This is a genomic window from Desulforhabdus amnigena, from assembly GCF_027925305.1.
Lineage (GTDB): Bacteria > Desulfobacterota > Syntrophobacteria > Syntrophobacterales > Syntrophobacteraceae > Desulforhabdus > Desulforhabdus amnigena.
The window spans coordinates 4,041,040-4,062,886 of record NZ_BSDR01000001.1; the positions used below are offsets into that span (position 1 = coordinate 4,041,040).

Annotated in this window: 34 protein-coding genes; 1 reads left to right on the top strand and 33 read right to left on the bottom strand. The window is 50.1% G+C overall.

The genetic code is table 11. The features are described 5' to 3' along the window. Positions 1-3 precede the first annotated feature (3 nt). The 6 genes from QMG16_RS17195 to rimO form a co-directional block, all read right to left on the bottom strand. Entirely contained in the window at positions 4-405 is a 402-nt protein-coding gene (locus QMG16_RS17195; RefSeq protein WP_281796207.1) for a hypothetical protein, read from the bottom strand. Positions 406-418: 13 nt separating this feature from the next. Then, entirely contained in the window at positions 419-1,783 is a 1,365-nt protein-coding gene (gene hemA / locus QMG16_RS17200; protein ID WP_281796208.1) for a glutamyl-tRNA reductase, read from the bottom strand. Positions 1,784-1,791: 8 nt separating this feature from the next. Beyond that, positions 1,792-2,619 carry a c-type cytochrome biogenesis protein CcsB gene (ccsB, locus tag QMG16_RS17205; RefSeq protein WP_281796210.1) on the bottom strand — a complete coding sequence of 276 codons (828 nt, stop codon included), beginning with the start codon at positions 2,617-2,619 and terminating at the stop codon, positions 1,792-1,794. After that, on the bottom strand, positions 2,556-3,317 hold the full coding sequence (locus tag QMG16_RS17210) for a precorrin-2 dehydrogenase/sirohydrochlorin ferrochelatase family protein (RefSeq protein ID WP_281796211.1): 762 nt from the start codon (positions 3,315-3,317) through the stop codon (positions 2,556-2,558). Before QMG16_RS17210 ends, ccsB begins: the two co-directional genes overlap by 64 nt. A 349-nt stretch (positions 3,318-3,666) precedes the next feature. Beyond that, the gene (locus QMG16_RS17215; RefSeq protein WP_281796213.1) at positions 3,667-4,686 is read right to left on the bottom strand and encodes a polyprenyl synthetase family protein; all 1,020 of its coding nucleotides are present in this window, start codon (positions 4,684-4,686) and stop codon (positions 3,667-3,669) included. A gap of 322 nt (positions 4,687-5,008) precedes the next feature. Then, positions 5,009-6,373 (bottom strand): 30S ribosomal protein S12 methylthiotransferase RimO, encoded by a 1,365-nt coding sequence (gene rimO / locus QMG16_RS17220; RefSeq protein ID WP_281796214.1) that lies wholly within the window; start codon positions 6,371-6,373, stop codon positions 5,009-5,011. Positions 6,374-7,382: 1,009 nt separating this feature from the next. Here rimO and QMG16_RS17225 point away from each other — a divergent pair. After that, positions 7,383-7,604 (top strand): hypothetical protein, encoded by a 222-nt coding sequence (locus QMG16_RS17225; protein ID WP_281796215.1) that lies wholly within the window; start codon positions 7,383-7,385, stop codon positions 7,602-7,604. A 75-nt stretch (positions 7,605-7,679) separates the two neighbouring features. Here the strand turns inward: QMG16_RS17225 and rplQ are convergent, their stop codons facing one another. From rplQ to rplB, 27 genes are all read right to left on the bottom strand, one after another. Beyond that, positions 7,680-8,156 (bottom strand): 50S ribosomal protein L17, encoded by a 477-nt coding sequence (rplQ, locus tag QMG16_RS17230; RefSeq protein ID WP_281796217.1) that lies wholly within the window; start codon positions 8,154-8,156, stop codon positions 7,680-7,682. Between the two features lie 2 nt (positions 8,157-8,158). After that, positions 8,159-9,166, bottom strand: coding sequence for a DNA-directed RNA polymerase subunit alpha (locus QMG16_RS17235; protein ID WP_281796218.1), 1,008 nt, complete (start codon positions 9,164-9,166; stop codon positions 8,159-8,161). Positions 9,167-9,301: 135 nt separating this feature from the next. Next, a complete protein-coding gene (rpsD, locus tag QMG16_RS17240; protein ID WP_281796221.1) occupies positions 9,302-9,928 on the bottom strand; it encodes a 30S ribosomal protein S4 in 627 nt (208 codons plus the stop codon). Between the two features lie 64 nt (positions 9,929-9,992). After that, positions 9,993-10,385: a 30S ribosomal protein S11 gene (gene rpsK / locus QMG16_RS17245; protein WP_281796223.1), complete on the bottom strand. Its 393-nt coding sequence runs from the start codon at positions 10,383-10,385 to the stop codon at positions 9,993-9,995. A 12-nt stretch (positions 10,386-10,397) separates the two neighbouring features. After that, positions 10,398-10,769, bottom strand: a complete 372-nt coding sequence (gene rpsM, locus QMG16_RS17250; RefSeq protein WP_281796224.1) for a 30S ribosomal protein S13 — start codon at positions 10,767-10,769, stop codon at positions 10,398-10,400. A 15-nt stretch (positions 10,770-10,784) separates the two neighbouring features. After that, a complete protein-coding gene (gene rpmJ, locus QMG16_RS17255) occupies positions 10,785-10,898 on the bottom strand; it encodes a 50S ribosomal protein L36 (protein WP_281796225.1) in 114 nt (37 codons plus the stop codon). Positions 10,899-10,937: 39 nt separating this feature from the next. After that, a complete protein-coding gene (gene infA / locus QMG16_RS17260; RefSeq protein WP_244083656.1) occupies positions 10,938-11,159 on the bottom strand; it encodes a translation initiation factor IF-1 in 222 nt (73 codons plus the stop codon). 87 nt (positions 11,160-11,246) lie between these two features. Further along, complete coding sequence (gene map, locus QMG16_RS17265) at positions 11,247-11,996, bottom strand: type I methionyl aminopeptidase (RefSeq protein WP_281796227.1); 750 nt, start codon at positions 11,994-11,996, stop codon at positions 11,247-11,249. Between the two features lie 13 nt (positions 11,997-12,009). Then, positions 12,010-12,651 (bottom strand): adenylate kinase, encoded by a 642-nt coding sequence (locus tag QMG16_RS17270; protein ID WP_281796228.1) that lies wholly within the window; start codon positions 12,649-12,651, stop codon positions 12,010-12,012. 113 nt (positions 12,652-12,764) lie between these two features. Further along, the gene (secY, locus tag QMG16_RS17275) at positions 12,765-14,072 is read right to left on the bottom strand and encodes a preprotein translocase subunit SecY (RefSeq protein WP_281796229.1); all 1,308 of its coding nucleotides are present in this window, start codon (positions 14,070-14,072) and stop codon (positions 12,765-12,767) included. Between the two features lie 3 nt (positions 14,073-14,075). Continuing rightward, positions 14,076-14,537, bottom strand: coding sequence for a 50S ribosomal protein L15 (rplO, locus tag QMG16_RS17280; RefSeq protein WP_281796230.1), 462 nt, complete (start codon positions 14,535-14,537; stop codon positions 14,076-14,078). A gap of 40 nt (positions 14,538-14,577) precedes the next feature. Next, positions 14,578-14,760 carry a 50S ribosomal protein L30 gene (gene rpmD / locus QMG16_RS17285; protein ID WP_281796231.1) on the bottom strand — a complete coding sequence of 61 codons (183 nt, stop codon included), beginning with the start codon at positions 14,758-14,760 and terminating at the stop codon, positions 14,578-14,580. Positions 14,761-14,875: 115 nt separating this feature from the next. Next, entirely contained in the window at positions 14,876-15,379 is a 504-nt protein-coding gene (rpsE, locus tag QMG16_RS17290) for a 30S ribosomal protein S5 (RefSeq protein WP_281796232.1), read from the bottom strand. Positions 15,380-15,414: 35 nt separating this feature from the next. Next, positions 15,415-15,786 carry a 50S ribosomal protein L18 gene (gene rplR / locus QMG16_RS17295; RefSeq protein WP_281796234.1) on the bottom strand — a complete coding sequence of 124 codons (372 nt, stop codon included), beginning with the start codon at positions 15,784-15,786 and terminating at the stop codon, positions 15,415-15,417. Positions 15,787-15,809: 23 nt separating this feature from the next. Continuing rightward, a complete protein-coding gene (rplF, locus tag QMG16_RS17300) occupies positions 15,810-16,352 on the bottom strand; it encodes a 50S ribosomal protein L6 (protein WP_281796235.1) in 543 nt (180 codons plus the stop codon). Positions 16,353-16,422: 70 nt separating this feature from the next. Then, positions 16,423-16,821: a 30S ribosomal protein S8 gene (rpsH, locus tag QMG16_RS17305; RefSeq protein ID WP_281796237.1), complete on the bottom strand. Its 399-nt coding sequence runs from the start codon at positions 16,819-16,821 to the stop codon at positions 16,423-16,425. Positions 16,822-16,848: 27 nt separating this feature from the next. Then, on the bottom strand, positions 16,849-17,034 hold the full coding sequence (locus QMG16_RS17310) for a type Z 30S ribosomal protein S14 (RefSeq protein ID WP_281796239.1): 186 nt from the start codon (positions 17,032-17,034) through the stop codon (positions 16,849-16,851). 20 nt (positions 17,035-17,054) lie between these two features. Continuing rightward, positions 17,055-17,594, bottom strand: a complete 540-nt coding sequence (rplE, locus tag QMG16_RS17315) for a 50S ribosomal protein L5 (RefSeq protein ID WP_281796240.1) — start codon at positions 17,592-17,594, stop codon at positions 17,055-17,057. A 38-nt stretch (positions 17,595-17,632) separates the two neighbouring features. Further along, complete coding sequence (gene rplX, locus QMG16_RS17320) at positions 17,633-17,962, bottom strand: 50S ribosomal protein L24 (RefSeq protein WP_281796242.1); 330 nt, start codon at positions 17,960-17,962, stop codon at positions 17,633-17,635. A 22-nt stretch (positions 17,963-17,984) separates the two neighbouring features. Beyond that, positions 17,985-18,353 (bottom strand): 50S ribosomal protein L14, encoded by a 369-nt coding sequence (gene rplN / locus QMG16_RS17325; RefSeq protein ID WP_281796244.1) that lies wholly within the window; start codon positions 18,351-18,353, stop codon positions 17,985-17,987. 71 nt (positions 18,354-18,424) lie between these two features. Continuing rightward, positions 18,425-18,688 carry a 30S ribosomal protein S17 gene (gene rpsQ, locus QMG16_RS17330; protein ID WP_281796246.1) on the bottom strand — a complete coding sequence of 88 codons (264 nt, stop codon included), beginning with the start codon at positions 18,686-18,688 and terminating at the stop codon, positions 18,425-18,427. An 11-nt stretch (positions 18,689-18,699) separates the two neighbouring features. Then, on the bottom strand, positions 18,700-18,900 hold the full coding sequence (gene rpmC, locus QMG16_RS17335; RefSeq protein ID WP_281796248.1) for a 50S ribosomal protein L29: 201 nt from the start codon (positions 18,898-18,900) through the stop codon (positions 18,700-18,702). Next, positions 18,897-19,313: a 50S ribosomal protein L16 gene (rplP, locus tag QMG16_RS17340; RefSeq protein WP_281796250.1), complete on the bottom strand. Its 417-nt coding sequence runs from the start codon at positions 19,311-19,313 to the stop codon at positions 18,897-18,899. The genes rpmC and rplP overlap by 4 nt, the downstream gene beginning before the upstream one ends. A gap of 174 nt (positions 19,314-19,487) precedes the next feature. Next, positions 19,488-20,114 (bottom strand): 30S ribosomal protein S3, encoded by a 627-nt coding sequence (gene rpsC, locus QMG16_RS17345; protein WP_281796251.1) that lies wholly within the window; start codon positions 20,112-20,114, stop codon positions 19,488-19,490. Between the two features lie 135 nt (positions 20,115-20,249). Then, entirely contained in the window at positions 20,250-20,582 is a 333-nt protein-coding gene (rplV, locus tag QMG16_RS17350) for a 50S ribosomal protein L22 (RefSeq protein WP_281796253.1), read from the bottom strand. Then, positions 20,582-20,869, bottom strand: coding sequence for a 30S ribosomal protein S19 (gene rpsS, locus QMG16_RS17355; protein ID WP_281796255.1), 288 nt, complete (start codon positions 20,867-20,869; stop codon positions 20,582-20,584). The genes rplV and rpsS overlap by 1 nt, the downstream gene beginning before the upstream one ends. A 146-nt stretch (positions 20,870-21,015) precedes the next feature. Then, complete coding sequence (gene rplB / locus QMG16_RS17360; protein WP_281796257.1) at positions 21,016-21,837, bottom strand: 50S ribosomal protein L2; 822 nt, start codon at positions 21,835-21,837, stop codon at positions 21,016-21,018. Positions 21,838-21,847: the final 10 nt, after the last annotated feature.

The window sequence follows — 21,847 nt, forward strand, 5'->3', positions numbered from 1 at the left end:
CCGCTATTGTTTCAATAGCTCATCTGCCTCCTCCAGGAGTTGCAGGAATTCCTTGGATTGCCTGTATTGGTCCAGCCATTGTTGATGTTCCAGCCAGCTTCCCCATACTTCCATCCACGCTTCATTGTGCCAGTAGTACCTGGGAGCCCCCCCTCTACCGCTGGCGCGTTCTTTGTATTCCTCGTATTCCTCATGGCAATTTCTGCAAAAGGGATAGGGTGTGGCGTATTTCTGGGGATCTTGCCAATCCGACTCGATCTGAGCCCCGCACTTGGCACATTTCATCATGCAGCGGGTGCACTGAAAGATCTTTCTCAATGCCTCGATCTTTCGTTGGCGAAGGCTTGTGTCCTTCACCGACTTTAAATCCTGAGCCCTTCTTCCAAATTCAATGATTTCAGCCATGATGTAACCCCATCTATTTTTTGATACTTTTCAAGATGTTGGTTTCATTCTTAACATTTGCGGCCCCTTGAGTCAATGCACATGAATCGATATCATCTTCATTCATCCGGTCCGACAAATTGAATACTTGTTGAGCAAAATCCACGCATGTCTGTCTGCTCTTTCTTTCACTTTTTTTCTTCAAAAACAGGATCGGATCGTGGAGCAGCTTCTTTACTATGGACTGAGTCAGCATCTCGATGGCCAGTTGATCCTTCTCGCTGAGGCCGGGCAGATGCGAGAATGTCTTTTGGAGTTCGTTCACACGAATCATTTCGGCTTTTTCCCGCAGTGCAACGATGGTCGGAACCACATCCAGCGTTCCCAGCCATTCCTGAAACTTCAAAGTTTCCTCTGCAATGATGTGTTCTGCGCGCTCCGCCTCTTTCCTACGCTCCTCTCGGTTGAGCTCTATGACTCCCTGAAGATCGTCAATGTCGTAAAGATAGACGTTGTCGATTTCATTCACCTTGGGTTCCACATCCCGCGGAACGGCAATATCAATGAAAAAAAGCGGTCGGTTCCGGCGCTGGCGCATTCTGGATTTGACGTCCTGATGCTTCAGGATGGGTTCCGGGGAACCGGTGGAAGTCAGCACGATGTCCATGTCCTTGAGTGTATCGTAGATATGGTCAAAGCGTATTGTATCCGCCTTGAAGCGTTGGGCCAGTTCCACAGCCCTTTCCAGGGTGCGGTTGGCTACCACCATATGGCGGACTCCCTGGGCCAGGAGGTGTTCTGCCGCCAACTCGGCCATTTCGCCGGCCCCTATCAGCAGAACCCTTTTGTCTTTCAGTTCGCCGAAAATTTTCCGAGCCAACTCCACCGCTGCATAACTGATGGAGACGGCGCAGGAACCTATGCAGGTTTGGGACCGTACCCTCTTGGCCACTGAAAAAGTCTTGTGGAGAAGGCGATTGAGAATGACTTTCACGGTCCGGCACTCGGTCGCTTCACGATAAGCCGCTTTGAGCTGGCCAAGAATCTGAGGTTCACCCACGACCATGGAGTCAAGACTTGAGGCCACTCTGAAAAGATGTGTCACCGCTTCCAGATTCTGATAGATGTAGAAATAGGAATCCAGTTTGGCTGTAGAGGGATTTCCCAGGTGTGTTTTGAGTAGTGCGGTTACTTCCTGAACCGCTCCATTGATATCTGAACAGGTGAATAAAAATTCCACCCGGTTACAAGTGGAAAGAAAAAGCAATTCATCGACATGATCAAGATGCGGCAAAAGATGAAGAGGGTTGACCTGTTGCTTGCACGCAACCGCAAGCTGTTCCCGCACTGCCACTGGCGCTGTTTTATGATTCATGCCCAAAAGGATGATATGACACATTGCAAATCTTACCTGATAAAAGTCGTATGATGACCCTTCATGAACAGGTTGACCCCCAGAAACGTTATGAGAACCGCCAGAAATCCAAAGATAGCCATCCAGGCGGCTTTGCGTCCGCGCCAACCCACTGTGAGTCGCTCATGCAAAGAGATGGCATATATCACCCAGGTGATCAGGGCAAAAATCTCTTTAGGGTCCCAGTTCCAAGGGGATCGCCATACAGAGTCGACACTGGCGTAAGCGAAGCCGGTGATGAGACCTGCGGTCATTAGTGGAAAGCCCACGATCAAACAATAATAGTTGATCTTATCCAATCGTTCAAGTGAAGGCAGACGGCCATAGAGAAACCCGAAACTCTTGCGCTTGATCTGCCGCTCCTGCAGGAGATACATGATGCCGGCGCTGAAAGCGAGAGCAAAAAGGGCATTGGCGAAAAACAGGGTCGTCACATGAAAAATGACCCATCCACTCTGGAAAATTCCCCCTCGGGGAATGATGTGCGCCGGTAGAATGCTGGATATGAACATAAAGAGTACAGCGAGCGGCGCCACGAATGAACCTAGGATGCGCAATTGCAAACGCGTCTGGACGACGAGATAAGTGACCACAAGCATCCATGCGAAGAAGGAAAGAGCTTCCTGGCTTGATGTTACAGCCAGTTGTCGTATTTCTATGGAACGGACCAGAATGGCAGTGGCGTGGAAGAGCGCTCCTACCAGGAGAATCCCCCAGGATGCCCGGTGGATCGGATTCCAATCTCGCAGAAGATAGATCAAATATCCGATGGTTCCGATGCAGTAAGAGAGGGTAGCGATGATGAGGAATACGGATTCCATGCTTCATTCCAAAGTTGAGTCAATTCATCCCAACCGATCCAGGATCCACAGATATCATAAATCGCCTGGAAGGCCTGATCCCTTTGATTGTTTTGTATCCATCCTATGAGCGGCAACCGGGCCATTTCTCTGAAAATCAGCTGGTTCTGATCACTTTTCAGTCCCTTGGACTGGATGGCTTTTCTCAATAAGCCCATGAAGCTTAACATTATGGCCCACTCCCGGCCAAATTGATCCTCGAGCTTTTCTCTTATCTGCCGCGCTACGGCAGGGCTTAGCCCCCCCGTACTGATGGCGATGGTGAGCGGGCCCTGTTCAAAAACAGAGGGTACTATAAAGGAACCCTTTTCAGGGTCGGTGGCCATATTGCACCAGACTCTGAGGCTGTGGGCATCATTGGCAATTCTCTCGTTCAGTGCCTTGTCGCTTGTCGCGGCAAAAACCAGATCCACACCGTGGAGAAGATTTTTATCATAAACATCCCCCAGCAGATGGATGTTCCCTCCTTCATGCTGAGCTTTAAGCCAGGGAGTGCATTCCGTGGACACCAATAGAACCTTTGCTCCAAAACGGAGAAGTGTTCTGATTTTTCTCTCCCCCACAGATCCACCACCCACAACCAGGCACAGACGCTCATCCAGGGAAACGAACAAGGGATAATAACGGGTTTCCATAAAGCTATCTGCTGCCTTTTCCATGTGTCACACTCTTCCAACAAAAGGCGGACAACGTTTTAGGCCATTCCGATCTAAGGGTGCATTTACTTAACACGAATAGAATCATGAAACAAGGAGAGGGGAGATTCTCTTCTGCTGCTTTCTGTCCGATGTGGATTACTTTATTTCATGTGGCGTCCGCGAGGGGGTTCTTTGTCATGGCGGGCAGAGGAATTGAAAAAAACGGATTTTCCTGTAATCCGGCATGCTTGAGCTGATCTTTCATCAAAGAATATGTGTCGGAGCGCTATCGCTTGCTTCGAAAGCCATACAAATAGCTGAGCCGTTCCAGAATTTACATGAACGTTCTCTTTGTGCCTGCCACCGAATTTCAGACTCTCCGGCACAACACATAATCCGCTATTTCCACAAGGGTTTCTTTCGTGGGATGTGCAGGAAAAATGTCTAAACTCTCCTTGGCCTTTTGTACATGCTCAATGGCGGAATGAAGCGTATACTCTATGCCTCCGGAACGCATCACCATTTCCCGGACTTCCAGAAAGTTTTCCGGGAGAATTTCCTCCGCACAGAAGATTTCGCCGAGGCGTTTTTTAACAGACGGCTTGGCTTTTTTGATCGTATAAATGAGCGGTAAAGTAGCCTTTCCCTCCCGAATATCATTTCCTACGGGTTTGCCCAACTCCTTGACGTCTCCCGTATAGTCCAGTGTATCATCGACGAGCTGGAAGGCTATTCCCAGATGATGGCCATAGGCCCTTAAAGCTTCTTCCTCTTCGGGGGATGCACCGCCAAAGATGGCCCCTACCTGGCATGCTGCGCTGATAAGGACTGCCGTTTTACGCGTAATGACTTCCAGGTATTCCTCTTCATCCACTTCCAGGTTGTCGGAATGAACCATCTGGAGAACTTCCCCTTCGGCCATTTTTGTCGTAGCCGAGGAGAGCACTTCCAATATGCGAATATTGTTGTATCCTACGGTCATCAGGAAGGATTTTGAATAGAGGAAATCGCCCACCAGCACTACACCCGGATTTCCCCAAATGGTATTGGCTGCCGGTTGATTGCGGCGAAATTCGGCGTGATCCACAACATCGTCGTGTAGTAAGGATGCTGCGTGTATGAATTCGAAAACTACGGAAAGCGAAACATCACGATCTCCCGTATACCCGCAGAGACGGGAGGAGAGGATCATCAGCAAGGGTCTCAGTCGTTTGCCCCCGCTTCCCATAATATGGCGGGCCACAACGGATATCAGTGGGATGCTCGAATTGATATTGCGGTCGATCTCCGCCTCAATGCGGTGGAGGTCGGAACGAATCCGAGCATAAATCCGCCGTTTGATATCTTCTGAATTGGGTGAGATGAAACTGGGCAGAACAAAAGAGTCCACTATTTATGTGCCTGCTTGATCCATGGATTATACTGTGAAAGGTTGAAATCAGACTTTATTTCATGGATTCCTCCGGGAGCGCGGGGTATCTCGTCCACAGAAGGCGGCCAAAATGCTCGCGTTCCCAAGTGTCTCAGTTTCATCCGTTCAGAGTATAAACGTTTTCAATATCGTGTCTGTTATGACCGGTCCGGAATGCCTCTAAAATGAGCAATGATCCTCATAGAAAGGTCATTTAATAACGAATATTTCTCCATATGTCAAAATGTTTTAGGAGGTTGAATCCTTGACGGGGCGGATGCCCTTCCCATGCCCACTTCTTTCAACTGGATGTCACAATTTCAGCCTCCAGGTCATAATCGTGGGCAGAAGTGACCTCAGCTTGGACAATGTCTCCCCTTTGCGCCTCGCCCGCCGTGATTATCACGCTGCCGTCAACCTCCGGGGCCTGGACAGCGAGACGCCCTGTAAGGAGGAGTTCCGTTTCCGGATGAAAGCCTTCAATGAGAACTCGAAGGGTTTGCCCGATGTACTTTTGAAGACACTGTCGTGAAATTTCTCTCTGCATTTCAAGCAAAGTGTGACGTCTCTGCTCCTTCTTTTCCAACGGTACCTGATGGGCCATTTTGGCAGCACGCGTTCCAATTTCAGGAGAGAAGGCGAATACGCCCACGTGCTGGAACTTCATTCTTTCTACAAATCCAAGTAAATCGAGGAAATCCTGATCTGTTTCCCCTGGAAAACCGACGATAAAAGAAGTTCTAAGAACCATTGCGGGAATGTGCTTCCGGATGAGGTCGATCAATTTCTCCGGATTGACGAAGGAACCTTTACGCCTCATGGCATTCAAGATGCTCGGGACAGAATGCTGAAGCGGGATGTCGAGATAGGGCACTACTTTTCGGGATTGTGCCATTGTTTGAAGCAGGAGAGGCGTGACACGATCGGGATAGACATAGAGAATGCGAATCCATTCCAAATGCGGAATGTCGTCCAACTGTTCTAAAAGGGGGATGAGTTCCCCTTCATTTTGTCTGTCCATGCCAAAAGCGGTGGTGTCCTGTGCAATGAGGTTGATTTCCTTGACTCCTTCGGAGACAAGAATTGTCGCTTCCCGGACGATGTCCTGAATACTACGGCTTCGGTAAGGACCACGGAGATGTGGGATCATGCAATACGTGCAGTGATTGCTGCATCCATCGGCAATCTTGACATACGCCGAAAAAGGAAGTGTCGAACGAAGGCGAGGCGTTTGTGACGAGTGCAACCAGCGTGGTGTAGAAATCCATAGCTTCCTGGGATTTCCATTGCGAGACGCAAGGAGAATTTCTTTGAGCTTTCCGTAGTGGGAAGTACCCAGAAATATGTCAACTTCGGGTAATAGATCCAGCAGCTTCTTGCCGTAGCGCTGAACCATGCAGCCTGCCACGACAAGCTGAGTGCACATGCCGGTGGTCTTGAGGCTCGATAAATCGAGAATGGTTTCTATTGCCTCTTCCACCGCACTTTCGAGAAACCCGCACGTATTGACGACGATAAGGGAGGCTTTGGCAGGATCTGTTGCCAGTCGATATCCAAGAGCCAAAATTTGCGGGAGCATGATTTCGCTGTCGACTAGATTTTTCGCACAGCCCAGGCTGACGAGTGCCGCAAAAGATTCACCTTGATGGATTATGGGTAAATTCAATGAGATCGAGTCCATTCTGTGAAGATTGAAAAAATCATGTTGCCCAGAGGGATCCATGGGGGAAAGGGACCTCAGGCCGAAAAGAAAAAGTCGGAAAAACAGAACACTTTAAAATTTATGTAAACCGCTCTACCTCAAATAAAATTTCATTTTCTTTTTGATCGTTTATTTGAGGAAATGGAAAAGATCCGGCAAGAATGCAGATAAAGACGACACATCAAGGGTAGATTCCCCTTGGTGTGGCAGAAATCAGGCCAGATTGATCCGCGGATAGACAAAATAAAAATCCTGCCTACCCAAGATAAAAAAATTTTTTTAATCTGCAGAAAATCTGCGGACTGTGATGGTCTGATTTTATTGGATCCTCGCATTTCCAAAGGACAAACAAACTTTAAAAATATAACAGAATGCATATAGACTGAAAAGTGGCTTGAAACGATGAATCTTAAAGTTAAAATTAAAAAAATGTTCACCCTATGGTGAGAAGTAATGAATAAAGTACTTTTGGCCCGGAGGGATGCCTTTCGGATGCTTGATGCTCGCAGCGATGTGGCTCGATTGGTGGAGAAGATCTGATGTTCATGCTGGATTTCTTGAAGACTTGTTGAGGGTTTTCCGATGCAAAATTTGATTTTCGTGATTTACGTGTTTAGTATTACCTAAAATATTATTTCCTCAAAAATGCCTTAACACTTTGAAGCAACCAACCGATTTTGTTTCCCAGGGGAAAGGATGTTGATTTTTTGTTGTCCTGGAGTTTCCATATATTGGGAGGGGTTTCCCCTGCCGGTTTTGTGCAATGGTGAAAGCTTTTGTGAAAGTTAGGCTGGGGCAAAGGGGAAATTGCGTTCATCATGAAATGAGCCTGGTATTCTGGTTCGGATGTTTCCGGGGTGATAAGGCGAGACTACATGAAGAATTGTTTGACTTGGGGTGATGCCGGTCCATGAAAAGTCGAATAGGGAACGGGTATTTGTAAGGTCAAGGTTTTCATCAGGAGACAAAGAATATGGCAAAGGAAAAGGTATATCGCGGGCAGGCGGGACAAGCTGAGAAGATCGGTAAGTTGTCGCTAGGGCCTGTGATGTGCAAGGAAGGGAAGGGCGTTCGCAATTTCGCCTGTCAAAACTACGATGCGTGTTTGGACAAGGCCGCCAAGGCAATGTGGAGCGGCTTTACATGCAGGGAATGTTGCTTCTACTGTCAAAAAGAGGAAGACGGCTTATTGTAGGATATGCATGGCCTTTCCGACGGAAGTGAAAAAAAATAACCCGCATTGGCGGGTTATTTTTTTTCAGGACCGTTCTTATTCTGCCTGGCTTGCCGATTGGCCTGCCGGTTCGGATGCCGCTGCGGCGGGCTCTGCCGAAGGAACCGTTTTCTGTTGAGGTCCCTCTGTGATTTTAGATTTCTTGGGAGGCCGACCGGAATCCGTGACGAGTTCGATGATGCACATTGGTGATGCATCGCCTCGGCGAAATCCTACCTTAATGATACGAGTATAACCTCCAGGGCGACTTTGGTATCGAGGCGCAAGATCCTCAAAGAGCTTATACACGGTGCTCTTTTCCTGGATGAACGACAACGCCTGACGTTTTGAGTGAAGATCGCCCCGCTTGCCAAGGGTGATCATCCAGTCCGTCCATCTCCGCAACTCTTTGGCTTTGGGTACCGTGGTATAGATTCTCTCGTGCCGCAGCAGGGAAGTCACCATGTTTCGGAACATGGCCAATCGGTGACTTGTCACACGATTTAATTTTCTACCAGAAACTCCGTGGCGCATGGCTATTCCTGTTCCTTTCTTCGCTCTTCAATTTCCTCCCGACTGGGGAAATTTTCGAGTTTTACACCCAAGGAAAGCCCCATCTCGCTCAGGATTTCCTTGATTTCGTTTAGAGACTTACGACCGAAATTCTTCGTTTTCAACATTTCCGCTTCTGACTTTTGAACAAGTTCCCCGATATATCGAATATCAGCATTTTTCAGACAGTTGGCCGATCGAACGGAAAGCTCCAGTTCATCCACACTGCGAAAAAGATTATCGTTGAACGCTGGTTCAATACGGATTTCTTCCTCATGCGTCTCAACTTCTTCTTCAAAATTGATGAAAATCGTCAGCTGATCTTTGAGGATTTTCGCAGCGAAGGCGAGGGCATCCTCCGGTTTGATGCTGCCATCCGTCCAGATCTCCATGGTCAACTTGTCGTAGTCGGTAATCTGGCCTACACGAGCCTGCGTTACCGTATAGCTCACCTTGCGCATGGGAGAAAAAATAGCATCAATGGGAATCGTGCCAATAGGCTGGTTCTCGTCCGCATTCCGATCTGCGGGCATATAACCTTTACCTTGTTTGACAGTAAGCTCCATGCGCAGCTTGGCATCTTTGGCAAGAGTGCACACATGTTGATCAGGGTTTAACACTTCAACCTGCGCGGTGCCTTGGATGTCTTTAGATGTTACCTCTCCTTCGCCATCCTTTTCCAAAATGAGCACGACTGGACCCTCTGTCATCATCTTGAATCTCACCTCCTTGAGATTCAAGATAACATCAGTGACATCTTCCAGTACGCCGGGAATAGTGGAAAATTCGTGAAGAACACCGTCAATTTTGACGCTGGTAATGGCCGAACCTTGTAGGGAGGATAAAAGCACTCTTCTAAGGGCATTACCCAGCGTGATTCCGAAGCCCCGTTCTAAAGGCTCACAAACGAACTTCCCGTAAACATCAGGGTGCTCGTTTGTTTCAATTTCCAAGCGCTTGGGTTTGATCAGTTCGCGCCAGTTCCTTTGCATAATGTTTCCTCATCAAGAGATGTCGCCAAGGGGGCTTTCCAACTTTCCGTGAGGGAAAGGGAAAAACCGGATATGGAGTCGGCCGTTTGACAGAACTCTATATCCGGTAGGGATGGCCGTGAGGAATTCCTCACGCTATTTCGAATAGAATTCAACCACAAGCTGTTCTTGTACCGGCAAATTCATCTCTTCTCTGGTTGGAATGGTCTTGAAAATCCCCTCATACTTCGCTTTGTCAAGTTCCAGCCAGGAAGGAAGGCCACGGCGAGGGAGTGCCTCGAGAGCGTCATTGATGATTGAAATTTGACGACTGCCTTCAGCAATGGTTACGGTATCCCCCGGACGAAGAAGGTAAGAGGGAACATTGACCTTCTTTCCGTTCACCAGTACATGGTTGTGTCGGACAACCTGACGCGCTTGTGACCGAGAATCTGCAAAGCCGAATCGGTAAACCGCGTTGTCCAGGCGCCGTTCGAGAAGGATGAGGAAGTTGGTTCCTGTCACACCTTTTTGCCGGTCTGCATGTTTGAAGTAGGTTTTGAATTGTTTCTCGACAAGCCCGTACATGCGCTTGATCTTCTGCTTTTCGCGCAACTGCAAGCCATAGTCGGAAAACTTGCCACGGCTTTGCCCGTGTTGTCCGGGGGGGTAGTTGCGGCGCTCCACGGCGCATTTGTCAGAATAACAACGGTCGCCTTTCAAGTAGAGCTTCATGGTTTCTCGGCGGCAAAGCCGGCAGACTGAACCCGTATAGCGAGCCAAGGTTAAATCCTCCTCTTCTCGTTTTTAATAAACCTATCTAAAGTGTAACAACCGATGGACTCCATCAGACTCGGCGTCGCTTGGGAGGACGGCAGCCGTTGTGGGGAATGGGAGTCACATCTTTGATGACTGTGATGTTGAAGCCAGAGGCTTGAAGTGCGCGAAGCGCAGCTTCACGACCCGACCCGGGTCCCTTTACATAGACCTCCAGGTTTTGAAGGCCATGCTCCATAGCCTTTTTACCCGCAATTTCCGCTGCAACCTGAGCGGCAAAAGGGGTGCTCTTACGAGATCCCTTGAAGCCCTGACTCCCGGCACTGGACCAGGAAATTGCATTGCCGCTCATGTCCGTAATCGTGACAATCGTGTTGTTGAAGGTCGAACGGATGTGAGCGACACCATTTTGTATGTTCTTGCGCTCTTTTTTCTTGCGCGAGACGCCTTTCTCCCTTGCCATAGTTCCTCCGAATTATTTCTTGCGCTTGCCCATGACGGATCGGCGTGGTCCCTTGCGGGTACGTGCATTCGTATGAGTCCGCTGACCATGAACGGGAAGACCGCGCCGATGCCTCAGACCGCGATAGCAACCAAGGTCCATCAAGCGCTTGATGTTCATGGAAACCTCTGTACGAAGATCACCTTCGACCTTGTACTGGGAATCTATGATCTGCCGGATCGTGTTGATCTGGTTGTCATCCAAATCATCGCTTTTCGTATCCCAAGAAATGTTCGCCTGGTCGAGAATCTTTTGAGAAGTGGACCGCCCGATACCATAAATGTAAGTCAAGGCAATCTCGATTCGCTTGTTCTTGGGTAGGTCAATGCCTGCAATTCGTGCCAATGCCCGTTCCTCCCATTACCCTTGTCGTTGCTTATGCCTGGGGTTTTCACAAATAACGCGTACTGCTCCATGTCGGCGTATGATCTTACATTTGCGGCAAATACGCTTGACTGACGCTCGTACTTTCATGCCATCTTCTCCCTTCTACAAGACACTGGCAAAGAGGCGCTAGGACTTCGATCGGTAGGTGATGCGGCCCCGGTTCAGGTCATAGGGAGAGAGTTCTACCGTTACCTTGTCTCCTGGAAGTATGCGGATAAAATGCATACGCATCTTGCCGGATATATGAGCCAGAATCCGATGACCGTTCGGCAACTCCACGCGAAACATGGCATTTGGAAGGGTTTCTACAACCGTACCTTCCACTTCTATGGAATCCTCTTTAGCCATGCCTTTTTTCATCTCCTTGCAATGCGCTTTTGAGTGTTTGAAAATTTAGAATTATAGCGCCAGAAAATAATATTGTAAACAAAATTTTTAAAGGCGCGTTAAAATATCCGGACCATTGTCCGTAACAGCTACCGTATGCTCGAAGTGTGCGGATATTTTCCGATCAACGGTGACTGCTGTCCATTGGTCTTTCAATATCTCTACTTCGGGACCGCCAAGATTTATCATGGGTTCTATGGCGAAAACCATTCCAGCCCTAAGTTTAACCCCGCGGCCGGGAGGACCGTAATTAGGGATCTGCGGACTCTCATGGAGGTGCTGACCGATACCATGGCCTACGAACTCCCTCACTACCGAATATCCACGGGACTCGACATATGACTGGATGGCATGCGAAATGTCCGAAAGATGATTTCCCACCACGACCTGGCGAATGCCCTCGTAAAGGGATTGTTCGGTGACCTTGCACAGCTGCTCAGCATCCTCGCTGATTTTACCAACGGCTACAGTAATGGCGGAGTCTCCGTAGTAGCCGTCGATAACCACCCCGAAATCGATACTGATGATATCGCCCTCGTGGAGATGCCGGTGCTTGGAGGGCATCCCGTGGACCACCTCTTCGTTTATGGATGTACACAAGGAGTAAGGGTACCCCTGGTATCCCTTGAAGGCTGGTTTGGCTTTCCGCTTCTTGGCGAGTTCTTCACTGAGCACATTCAGCTCAAGCGTGGTAACTCCAGGCTGGATGTGCTCCTTGATGTGCTGCAAAACCTCGGCGACAATACAACAGGCTTTGCGGATTTTTTCTATTTCCCTTTGAGAACGAAGGGTAATCAACAGCAGAGATCCTCTAGCCCAAAATGGCCGTAATGCGTTCAAAAATTTCAGACATGCTGCCTACTCCGTCGACACGGCGCAACTTGCCTTGCTTTTCGTAATAATCAATGAGAGGCTTGGTTTGATCGTCGTATACTTTCAAGCGAGAAGAAACGGTGGCCTCGTTGTCGTCGTCCCTTTGATACAGCTCACCACCACATTTATCGCAAACGCCTTCTTTCTTTGGAGGATCGAACCGAATGTGAAAGCCCGCTCCACAGGCACGGCATGTGCGGCGACCCGTCAAGCGACCGAGCAGTTCCGAACTGGGAACCTCTACACAAACGACATGATCGATCTTCTGGGAAAGCTCTGCAAGCATGGAATCCAGAGCTTCGGCCTGGCTGACATTGCGGGGGAAACCGTCCAGCATGTATCCTTTGGCGCAATCAGGCTTCTGAATGCGTTCCTTGACAAGCCCAATGACGACGCTGTCGGGAACCAGAGCGCCCTTGTCCATATATGTTTTTGCTTCAAGACCCAAAGGCGTACCCTCTTTCAGTGCAGCCCGCAGCATGTCTCCAGTGGAAATCTGAGGGATCCCGTATTTTGCGATAAGACGTGCGGCTTGAGTTCCCTTTCCGGCTCCCGGCGGTCCTAACAAAATAATGTTCATTTTCTCTCTCCTCCCTTGTGTTGAACTGATAATCAACTTTCACCAAGCTCACTGACGACTACTACAAACCAAATGAAAACCGAGTGATAGTGATACCCCTTTACTTTCACGAACTACCTGCGGCCACGAACGCGCCCCTGCTTGAGAAATCCCTCGTAGTGTCTGGAGAGCATATGGGCTTCGATCTGTCCCAATGTATCCATAGCAACACCGATAACGATGAGAAGGGCGGTCCCGCCGAAGTAGAAGGGTACGCTGAATTTGCGGATGAGAATGGTCGGCAGAACGCAAACGGCAGAGACATAGACAGCTCCGCCAAGGGTTATTCTGCTGAGGACCTTATCGATGTAATCTGCCGTCGGTCTTCCGGGCCGGATTCCTGGAATGAAGCCGCCATACTTCTTCATGTTGTCCGCGACATCGACAGGATTGAACACAATAGCTGTGTAAAAGAAGCAGAAAAAAATGATGAACGCAACATACATGACGGTATAGAGCCAATGCCCGGGAGTCAGAGACTGCGCGACGGACTTTACCCAGGAGATCTGAATAAAATTGGCTACCGTCGCAGGAAACATGATGATGGACGATGCGAAGATGGGGGGTATGACCCCCGCGGTATTGATCTTGAGGGGAATATGGGTGTTTTGCCCTCCATAAACGCGTCTTCCCACAACCCGCTTGGCGTATTGAACAGGGATACGCCTCTGGCCGCGCTCCATGAAAATAATGGTGCCCACCACGCCAACCATGAGCACAAGGAGCAACAGCACAAAGAAAATGCTCATTTCACCCGTCCTGGTGAGGCGCATCGTATTGATCAGAGCGTTGGGAAGGCCGGCCACGATTCCAGCATAAATGATCAATGAAATACCGTTGCCTATCCCGTGTTCGGTGATCTGCTCTCCGAGCCACATGATAAAGGCCGTACCGGCGGTAAGAGTGATGACGGTCGTTACTCTGAAGCCCCAGCCGGGAAAAAGAACAACCATCTCTCCCCCCGGTCCCGTCATACCTTCCAGGCCAAAGGCTATGCCAAAGCCCTGGATGATACTGAGGACGACCGTCCCATAACGGGTGTATTGCGTGATTTTCTTGCGACCCGATTCACCCTCCTTGCTGAGACGCTCCAGTTGGGGAATCACCACCGTAAGGAGCTGAAGGATGATAGAAGCGCTGATATAGGGCATGATCCCGAGAGCGAACACAGAAAGCTGGCTAAGAGCGCCACCGGAAAACATATCGAAGAGACCGAGCAGGGTCCCCTGAGCGGCGCGGAAAAAAGCAGCCAATGCCTCGTTGTTGATGCCCGGAGTGGGAATGTGGGCGCCGATGCGGTAAACCGCAAGAAGGAGAAGGGTCATTCCAATCCGGCGTTTAAGCTCAGGAATTCGACCAATATTCTGAAAACCTGTAATCACCCTTTAATCCTTTTTTTCGGGAGGAGGGATCAGTTCTACTCGACCACCCGCGGCTTCGATCTTTTGAATGGCGGATGCACTGGCCTTGTGAACATGTACAGTGAAAGGAGACGACACATCGCCATCAGCAAGAAGCTTTACGCCTTCAAAGAATCTTCTAACGAGACCGGTTTCGAGGAATTGCTGGACTCCGATTTCGCTTCCGCTTTCGAAAATCTGGAGATCGCCGACATTCACAACGGCAAACTGCTTTCTAAAAGGGTTTTTGAATCCGCGTTTGGGAATGCGACGCTGGAGCGGCATCTGGCCACCTTCAAACCAAGGAGGTGTCCCTCCGCCGGATCGTGCGTTCTGTCCCTTGGATCCGCGAGCCGCTGTCTTGCCAAGGCCGGAACCCGACCCACGGCCCACACGCTTTCTGCTTTTTTTCGCTCCCGGAGCAGGAGCCAAATCTTCAAGTCTCATGTGAACACCTGTTGTGTAATGACAAAAGTAAGGAAAAGGCTTATCGCTCACTGACCTCGACGAGGTGAATCACCTTGCGAATGGCGCCGACTATAGTGGGAGTGCTGTAAAGCTCCACGGTCTTGTTGAGGCGGGTGAGGCCTAAAGCCTGCAAAATTTTTCGGTGTTTTTCCGGCCGGCCTATCGGGCTTCGAACCAGTTTGACTTGGATGGGTTTTGCCATATCTCGTTCCTCTGATAACCCTTGTCCATGGATCGCATAAGATCGGCCTCCCTGTTTCATTGGGGACAGGGGGCAAACCATCAAAACAGCGATCCCGAGACAGCGGGAAATATCTCTAGGCTTTTATTTCCTGTGCATCTATACCACGAACCTTGGCTACTGTCTCAAGGCTTCGAAGACACTTCAAACCTTCAAGGGTCGCCTTGACCACGTTGTGTGGATTCCGGGAGCCAATGCACTTGGTTAGAATGTTGTGAATACCTGCCGCTTCCATGATGGCGCGGACTGCGCCTCCTGCAATGACACCCGTACCGGGGGATGCCGGCTTCAGGACAACAGACGCAGCGCCGAAACATCCAAGAACCTCATGAGGAATGGTTCCACCTTCTACCAAAGGGACGTCGAACATGCCTCTCTTGGCTGATTCCATGCCCTTTCGAATGGCTTCGGGAACTTCGTTGGCTTTGCCCAGGCTGAAGCCGACCCGCCCATTGCCATCTCCAACCACCACAATGGCGCTAAAAGAAAACCGGCGTCCACCCTTGACGACCTTAGCCACCCGGCTGATGTGGACCACCTTATCAATCAATTGCAGTTGGCTCGATTCCGCAGCTATCAATTTGTTTGCCTCCATTTGTATATGATCTGGATTTATTAAAAGTCTAAGCCGGCCTGCCGAGCGGCATCAGCGAGGGCTTGAACGCGGCCGTGATAAATGAACCCGTTACGGTCGAAAACTACCTTGGAAATGCCCTTTTCTTGAGCCTTGCGCGCAATCATCTCACCTACACGCTTTGCCGCTCCGACCTTGCCTTCGGGCGATTCCATCCCTTTATATTCCGGCGATAGAGTGGAGGCTGCAACTAACGTAACCCCTTGAATGTCGTCAATAATCTGGGCATAAATGTGTTTGTCGCTGCGGAAAATCGATAACCTGGGCCGTTCCTGCGTTCCAGTGATATTTTTGCGTATACGCTTTTTACGTTTGAGGCGTGCTACCTCACTAGGATTTGTCTTCTTTGCCATCTCTGTGCTTCTCCCCATATTCCTTACTTCTTGGAACCCGTTTTGCCGGCCTTGCGATGGATATGTTCGCCAACATTGCGAACACCCTTGCCTTTATAAGGTTCGACAGGACGAAGGGCCTTGATGCGAGCAGCGGTTTGCCCAAGGAGTTCCCTGTCGATTCCCTCCAGGTGGATAATGTTCTGGCGTTCTACAGCAGCCTGAATTCCATCGGGGAGTGGAAACTGTACGGGGTGAGAGAAGCCAAGGCTGAGGTTCAAAACACCTTTTTGGGCTTCGGCCCGATAACCCGTCCCCTGGATCTCCAAAGACCGCTTGAAGCCTTCGCTGACTCCAAGAACCATGTTGTTTACCAATGCCCTGGCAAGGCCATGAAGCGACCTGGACTGGATGGTATCATCCCTGCGCTGGATCTGAATCGTCGCAGTGTCGATTTTTACATCCAAGGTTTCAGGTAACTGGCGGGCCAAAGTGCCTTTGGGACCCTTAACCGTCAAGACGAGCCCCTCAAGGGTGGCACTGACCCCCTTAGGTATGTTGATGGGCAACTTTCCCACACGTGACATGAGTGTGCTCCTTATACAACTGACTGTCCTACAATGCGCTTTCGTTTAGAAGCGGGCAGGGTGAAACTTGCTACCAAACGGAGCAAAGCAGTTCTCCACCGATGTGCTCTTTGCGGGCCTGCCGGTCCGTCATGACGCCCTTGGAGGTAGAGAGGATGTTGATACCCATCCCGTTCATTACCTTCGGAATTTCCCCATGCCCCACATAGACGCGGCGTCCAGGCCTGCTGATGCGTTTTACACCGGTGATGACCCCTTCACGCGTTTCACCGTACTTGAGCTGGATTCGAAGAATGCCCTGCAAATCGTCGCGAATGAGCTTAAAATTTTTGATGTAACCCTCGTCCTTGAGGATACGAGCAAGGCTGGCTTTCATGCGGGATGCAGGAATGTCCACCTTATCGAACCGCGCTTTCTGTCCATTTTTGATGCGATTTAAAAAATCGGCGATAGTATCCGATACGACCATAAAACTCGCTCCTTTAGATTTCCCGGCCTACCAGCTGGATTTAACTACGCCAGGAAGCTCGCCCTTGAGGGACATCGTGCGAAAGCAGATCCGACAGATTCCAAACTGGCGAATGAATGCTCTCGGACGCCCGCAAATGGGGCAGCGATTATAGGCCCTGACCTTGAACTTAGGGGTGCGTTTTGACTTTGCAATCAGAGACTTTTTAGCCAATGTTGCCTCCTTGTCTTCCGTTAGCGCTTGAACGGCATGCCCATCAGATCCAGAAGAGTGCGCGCCTCTTCGTCCGTCTGAGCCGTTGTTACGATGGTGATGTTCATGCCCTTGATTTTATCGATTTTGTCATAGTCGATTTCCGGGAAAATAATGTGCTCTTTGATGCCGAGGGTATAATTGCCCCGTCCATCGAGCGCCTTGGGAGAAATTCCGCGGAAGTCACGAACGCGAGGAAGCGCGACATTGACCAGCTTGTCGAAAAATTCGTACATACGGTCACCGCGCAAGGTGACCATACAGCCGATAGGCATCCCTTTTCGCAGTTTAAAGGCAGCGATGCTTTGCCGTGCGCGGGTAATGACAGGTTTCTGGCCCGCTATCTGCGAGAGTTCCTGTGTGGCTGAATCCAGAATCTTTATGTTCTGAATGGCCTCGCCCAGCCCCATATTGAGTATGATCTTGGTCATTTTGGGGATCTGCATTGGGCTCTTGTAGCGAAACTGCTCCTGAAGCTTGGGCGCAATCTCGCTCTGATACTTTTCCAGCATTCTTGACATGAACTGCCTCCACTCCGTAGCCCTTGTAATGGACGTCCCTAGTCGATGACTTCGTTGCACTTCTTGCAATAGCGAACTTTCCGGTTGTCATCGAGAATTTTATAGCCCACTCGGGTCGGGTCGGTACATTTGGAACAAATCAACATGAGGTTAGAAATCTCAATAGGGGCTTCTCTTTCAAGAATTCCCCCTTGCCGGCTGTGAGCACCCGGGCGCATGTGGCGTTTGACCATGTTCAATTTTTCCACAATTGCCCGGTTCTTCTTGGGAATAAGCCGCAGAACCTTCCCGCTTTTTCCCTTGTCCTTGCCGGCAATCACCATAACCGTATCGTTTTTCTTTATACGAAATTTTTTCTGAACTTCCATGGGTCCAGTTTCCTTATACTCACTAAAGCACTTCGGGAGCCAGCGAGATAATCTTCATGAACTGTTTGGCGCGCAATTCCCTAGCCACGGGTCCAAAGATGCGTGTTCCAATGGGTTCCTTGGCTGGGTTGATGAGAACAGCGGAATTATCGTCGAACTTGATGTAGGAGCCATCAGGGCGACGCACCTCTTTTTTGGTGCGAACGACTACCGCTTTGAGCACATCGCCTTTCTTAACCTTGGCATTGGGGATGGCTTCCTGCACAGAAACCACGATAATGTCGCCGACTGTAGCGTAGCGTTTCCGGGTGCCGCCGAGTACCTTAATGCAGTAAAGGCGTTTAGCGCCGGAATTATCCGCGGCGTTGAGCTGAGTTTCCGTCTGAATCATGGTTTACTCCGTTTTTGCATTGCTGTCCAGAACAACCCCGCTTTCATAGGGGTCAAAGATGCAACGCAGGGCTATATGGCCGCTTTTTCCAAGACCTTGACGACCACCCATCGCTTGTCCTTGCTGAGCGGGCGGCTCTCCTCGATGAGAACACGATCGCCTATCTGACATGCATTGAGTGCATCATGGGCTTTGAACTTGTTTTGGCGGCGAATAAATTTACGATACTTTTGGTGATGCACAAGACGGGCAACTGATACCACAACAGTTTTGTCCATTTTATTGCTTGTCACCACGCCGACGCGTGTCTTTCTCGCTGACTTCTGCTCTTCCATAAGTCGTACCCTCATGCCGCAGTTTTATGTTCCATCTCACGCAAGACCGTCAGGATCTGAGCAATATTCCTTCGTGTCTTGGGGAGTTGAGCGGTGTTTTCCAGCTGTCCGGTGACATGCTGAAATTTAAGATTGAAAAGAGCTTCGCGAAGCTCGGCGAGCTTCTGAAGAAGTTCGTCTTTTGTCATATCACGTAAAGAACTGGCTTTCATAGGATATCCTGTCTTGATACGAAACGCAGAGGAATAGGAAGCTTGTGAGACGCCAGGCTCAGAGCTTCCCGGGCGACAGATTCAGGAACTCCCTTGATTTCGTAAAGGATGCGGCCCGGCTTGATAACGGCCACCCAACCTTCCGGAGATCCTTTTCCTTTACCCATACGTGTTTCCGCAGGCTTCTTCGTAAAGGGTTTGTCCGGAAAAATGCGAATCCAGACTTTCCCACCGCGCTTGACGTGGCGCGTAATGGCGATACGTGCGGCCTCAATCTGTCGCGAAGTGAGATAACCACAGCCGAGCGCCTTGAGGCCAAAATCGCCGAAGCTGATATCGCTTCCGCGAAAGGCGGTGCCTTTCATGCGGCCTTTTTGTTGTTTACGAAATTTAACTCTTTTAGGTGCTAACATCAGAATTACTCCTGTTCTTCACCGTTCGGACGCTGTAGCTAAAGAGCGCATGGCCGATAGCTCATGGCTCATGGCTGATAGTCGCTGACGCCGGTTTCTTCCTGAGTAGCTCACGCCTATTCCTCATGAACTACAAGCTATGAGCTATGAGCTATCCCGCCTAGGGAGGCGTGATCAGGGGAGAACCTCGCCCTTAAAAATCCAAACTTTGACTCCAATAATGCCATAGGTCGTCTTGGCGAGGGCGGTGCCATAGTCGATATCTGCCCTGAGAGTATGAAGAGGCACCCTGCCTTCGCGGTACCATTCACGTCGAGCCATTTCGGCGCCACCCAGCCTCCCGGAGGATGCAACCCGGACACCCTTGGCTCCAAACTTGAGAGCGGATGTCACTGCACGCTTCATTGCCCGGCGAAAAGCGACGCGGCGAACAAGTTGAAGAGCGATGTTTTCCCCCACCAGCGTGCTGTCCAGTTCCGGCCGACGGACCTCCTGGATGTCGATGAGGATCTCTCTTTTGAATTTTTTCTCGAGATCTTTGCGAAGTGCTTCAATCTCGGAGCCTTTCTTCCCGATGACGATGCCGGGGCGCGCCGTAAAAATACGGATCTTTACCTTATTGGCTGCGCGTTCGATTTCCACCTTAGCGATGCCGGCGTGGAAGAGACGCCCCTTGATATAATCACGGATCTTACGATCTTCGTAAACTAGCTTGGCATAGTCTTTGGTCGCAAACCATTTCGAATCCCAAGTCTTAATAACGCCCAGACGAAATCCCGTCGGATGTACCTTTTGTCCCAAACTTCACCTCCGCACCTTACGGCAGGCACCTTCCCTGAGCCCGATTCGGCAAAAAAGGAAGCGCCCAGTCACCTGATCTATTGGTATGTTTAAGATTTCTCATGCTGCAACGGATACTGGTGCAGACAAACGACCCTATTTTTCAGACAAAACCACGGTAATGTGGCTGCTGCCTTTGAGGATCCTGGTTGCACGCCCCATGGCCCGAGGCCTGAAACGCTTCAAACGCGGCCCCTCATCAATATAAATGCTCTTCACAAAAAGGTTGTCGATGTCCATGGTCTGAGTGTTTTCAGCATTGGCGACTGCAGATCGTAAAGTCTTATTGATAAGACGGCCACTCTTTTTCGGCGTGTACTTGAGAATCGTCAAGGCTTCCCCCACTTTTTTGCCGCGCACCAAGTTTGCCACCAGGCGCGCTTTGTGGGGAGAAATGCGCAGGTATTTGCTAACGGCTCTCACTTCCATTACTTCTTCCCTTTCACTTTAGACTTCTTGTCACCAGCATGGCCGTAGAAGGTCCTGGTAGGAGCGAATTCTCCAAGTTTGTGACCCACCATATTTTCTGAAATGAAAACAGGAATAAATTTCTTGCCGTTGTGGACGGCAAGGGTGATGCCGACAAACTCGGGTAGGATGGTGGATCTCCTCGACCAAGTCTTGATGACCTTACGATCACCCGTATCCTTGGCCTTAGAAACTTTGTCGAACAAATGACCATCAACAAATGGTCCCTTTTTTAAAGAGCGAGGCATCTTTTACTCCTTAGAAGCTCATGGCTCATAGCGCATGGTTCAGATTTTTCGGCTTAGGGGTCATAGCGTTCGGTTTACGAAGTGCTCTTCGTTGTATCCTTTTGTGAGCCATCAGCTATGAGCTATGAGCCATCAGCCACTGCCGACTACTTACGGCGATGTACAATGAGTTTGTCGCTGTGTTTGGATTTCCTTGTACGGTAGCCCTTTGTGGGAATACCCCAAGGGGTACAGGGATGTCGACCACCGGAGCTTCTTCCCTCACCGCCACCCATGGGATGGTCCACCGGGTTCATGGCGACGCCGCGGACATGGGGCCTCTTGCCCTGCCAACGCTTCCGACCGGCTTTGCCAAGAGAGAGGTTCTCATGGTCGATGTTCCCCACCTGACCGATCGAGGCTTTGCATTCCAGGGGCACCATGCGCATCTCACTGGAGGGGAGGCGCAAAATTGCGTTCTTGCCCTCCTTGGCAATGAGCTGCGTACTGGAACCTGCAGAACGTGCAAGCTGTCCGCCCTTGCCGGGTCTGAGCTCGATATTGTGCAAGATAGTGCCGAGCGGAATATTTGCAAGGCGCAAGCAGTTGCCGGGCTTGATATCGGCTTCGGGACCTGCAAGTACGGTGTCGCCCACAGTCAGCCCAACGGGTGCCAGAATATAGCGTTTCTCACCATCTGCATAGTGAAGGAGCGCAATATTGGCGGACCGGTTGGGATCGTACTCTATGCTAGCGACTTTAGCGGGAATATTTTCTTTGTTCCGTTTGAAGTCGATGATTCGATATTGACGCTTGTGCCCACCACCCCGATGCCATGCCGTAACCCGACCCGTATTGTTGCGGCCGCCACTTTTCTTGAGGGGCTGCAACAGGCTCTTTTCCGGTTGGGTGCAAGTGATTTCATCAAACGTGGCATGTGTCTGAAACCGACGGCCAGGGGAGGTCGGATTCACTTTTCTAATGCCCATGGATAACCCT

Coding starts and splice junctions, on each gene's coding strand:
- QMG16_RS17195 (WP_281796207.1), bottom strand. CDS start 405: ATGGCTGAAATCATTGAATTTGGAAGAAGGGCTCAGGATTTAAAGTCG.
- hemA (WP_281796208.1), bottom strand. CDS start 1,783: ATGTGTCATATCATCCTTTTGGGCATGAATCATAAAACAGCGCCAGTG.
- ccsB (WP_281796210.1), bottom strand. CDS start 2,619: ATGGAATCCGTATTCCTCATCATCGCTACCCTCTCTTACTGCATCGGA.
- QMG16_RS17210 (WP_281796211.1), bottom strand. CDS start 3,317: ATGGAAAAGGCAGCAGATAGCTTTATGGAAACCCGTTATTATCCCTTG.
- QMG16_RS17225 (WP_281796215.1), top strand. CDS start 7,383: ATGGCAAAGGAAAAGGTATATCGCGGGCAGGCGGGACAAGCTGAGAAG.
- rplQ (WP_281796217.1), bottom strand. CDS start 8,156: ATGCGCCACGGAGTTTCTGGTAGAAAATTAAATCGTGTGACAAGTCAC.
- QMG16_RS17235 (WP_281796218.1), bottom strand. CDS start 9,166: ATGCAAAGGAACTGGCGCGAACTGATCAAACCCAAGCGCTTGGAAATT.
- rpsK (WP_281796223.1), bottom strand. CDS start 10,385: ATGGCAAGGGAGAAAGGCGTCTCGCGCAAGAAAAAAGAGCGCAAGAAC.
- rpmJ (WP_281796225.1), bottom strand. CDS start 10,898: ATGAAAGTACGAGCGTCAGTCAAGCGTATTTGCCGCAAATGTAAGATC.
- infA (WP_244083656.1), bottom strand. CDS start 11,159: ATGGCTAAAGAGGATTCCATAGAAGTGGAAGGTACGGTTGTAGAAACC.
- QMG16_RS17270 (WP_281796228.1), bottom strand. CDS start 12,651: ATGAACATTATTTTGTTAGGACCGCCGGGAGCCGGAAAGGGAACTCAA.
- rplO (WP_281796230.1), bottom strand. CDS start 14,537: ATGAGACTTGAAGATTTGGCTCCTGCTCCGGGAGCGAAAAAAAGCAGA.
- rpmD (WP_281796231.1), bottom strand. CDS start 14,760: ATGGCAAAACCCATCCAAGTCAAACTGGTTCGAAGCCCGATAGGCCGG.
- rplR (WP_281796234.1), bottom strand. CDS start 15,786: ATGGCAAAGAAGACAAATCCTAGTGAGGTAGCACGCCTCAAACGTAAA.
- rplF (WP_281796235.1), bottom strand. CDS start 16,352: ATGTCACGTGTGGGAAAGTTGCCCATCAACATACCTAAGGGGGTCAGT.
- rpsH (WP_281796237.1), bottom strand. CDS start 16,821: ATGGTCGTATCGGATACTATCGCCGATTTTTTAAATCGCATCAAAAAT.
- rplE (WP_281796240.1), bottom strand. CDS start 17,594: ATGTCAAGAATGCTGGAAAAGTATCAGAGCGAGATTGCGCCCAAGCTT.
- rplX (WP_281796242.1), bottom strand. CDS start 17,962: ATGGAAGTTCAGAAAAAATTTCGTATAAAGAAAAACGATACGGTTATG.
- rplN (WP_281796244.1), bottom strand. CDS start 18,353: ATGATTCAGACGGAAACTCAGCTCAACGCCGCGGATAATTCCGGCGCT.
- rpsQ (WP_281796246.1), bottom strand. CDS start 18,688: ATGGAAGAGCAGAAGTCAGCGAGAAAGACACGCGTCGGCGTGGTGACA.
- rpmC (WP_281796248.1), bottom strand. CDS start 18,900: ATGAAAGCCAGTTCTTTACGTGATATGACAAAAGACGAACTTCTTCAG.
- rplP (WP_281796250.1), bottom strand. CDS start 19,313: ATGTTAGCACCTAAAAGAGTTAAATTTCGTAAACAACAAAAAGGCCGC.
- rplV (WP_281796253.1), bottom strand. CDS start 20,582: ATGGAAGTGAGAGCCGTTAGCAAATACCTGCGCATTTCTCCCCACAAA.
- rpsS (WP_281796255.1), bottom strand. CDS start 20,869: ATGCCTCGCTCTTTAAAAAAGGGACCATTTGTTGATGGTCATTTGTTC.
- rplB (WP_281796257.1), bottom strand. CDS start 21,837: ATGGGCATTAGAAAAGTGAATCCGACCTCCCCTGGCCGTCGGTTTCAG.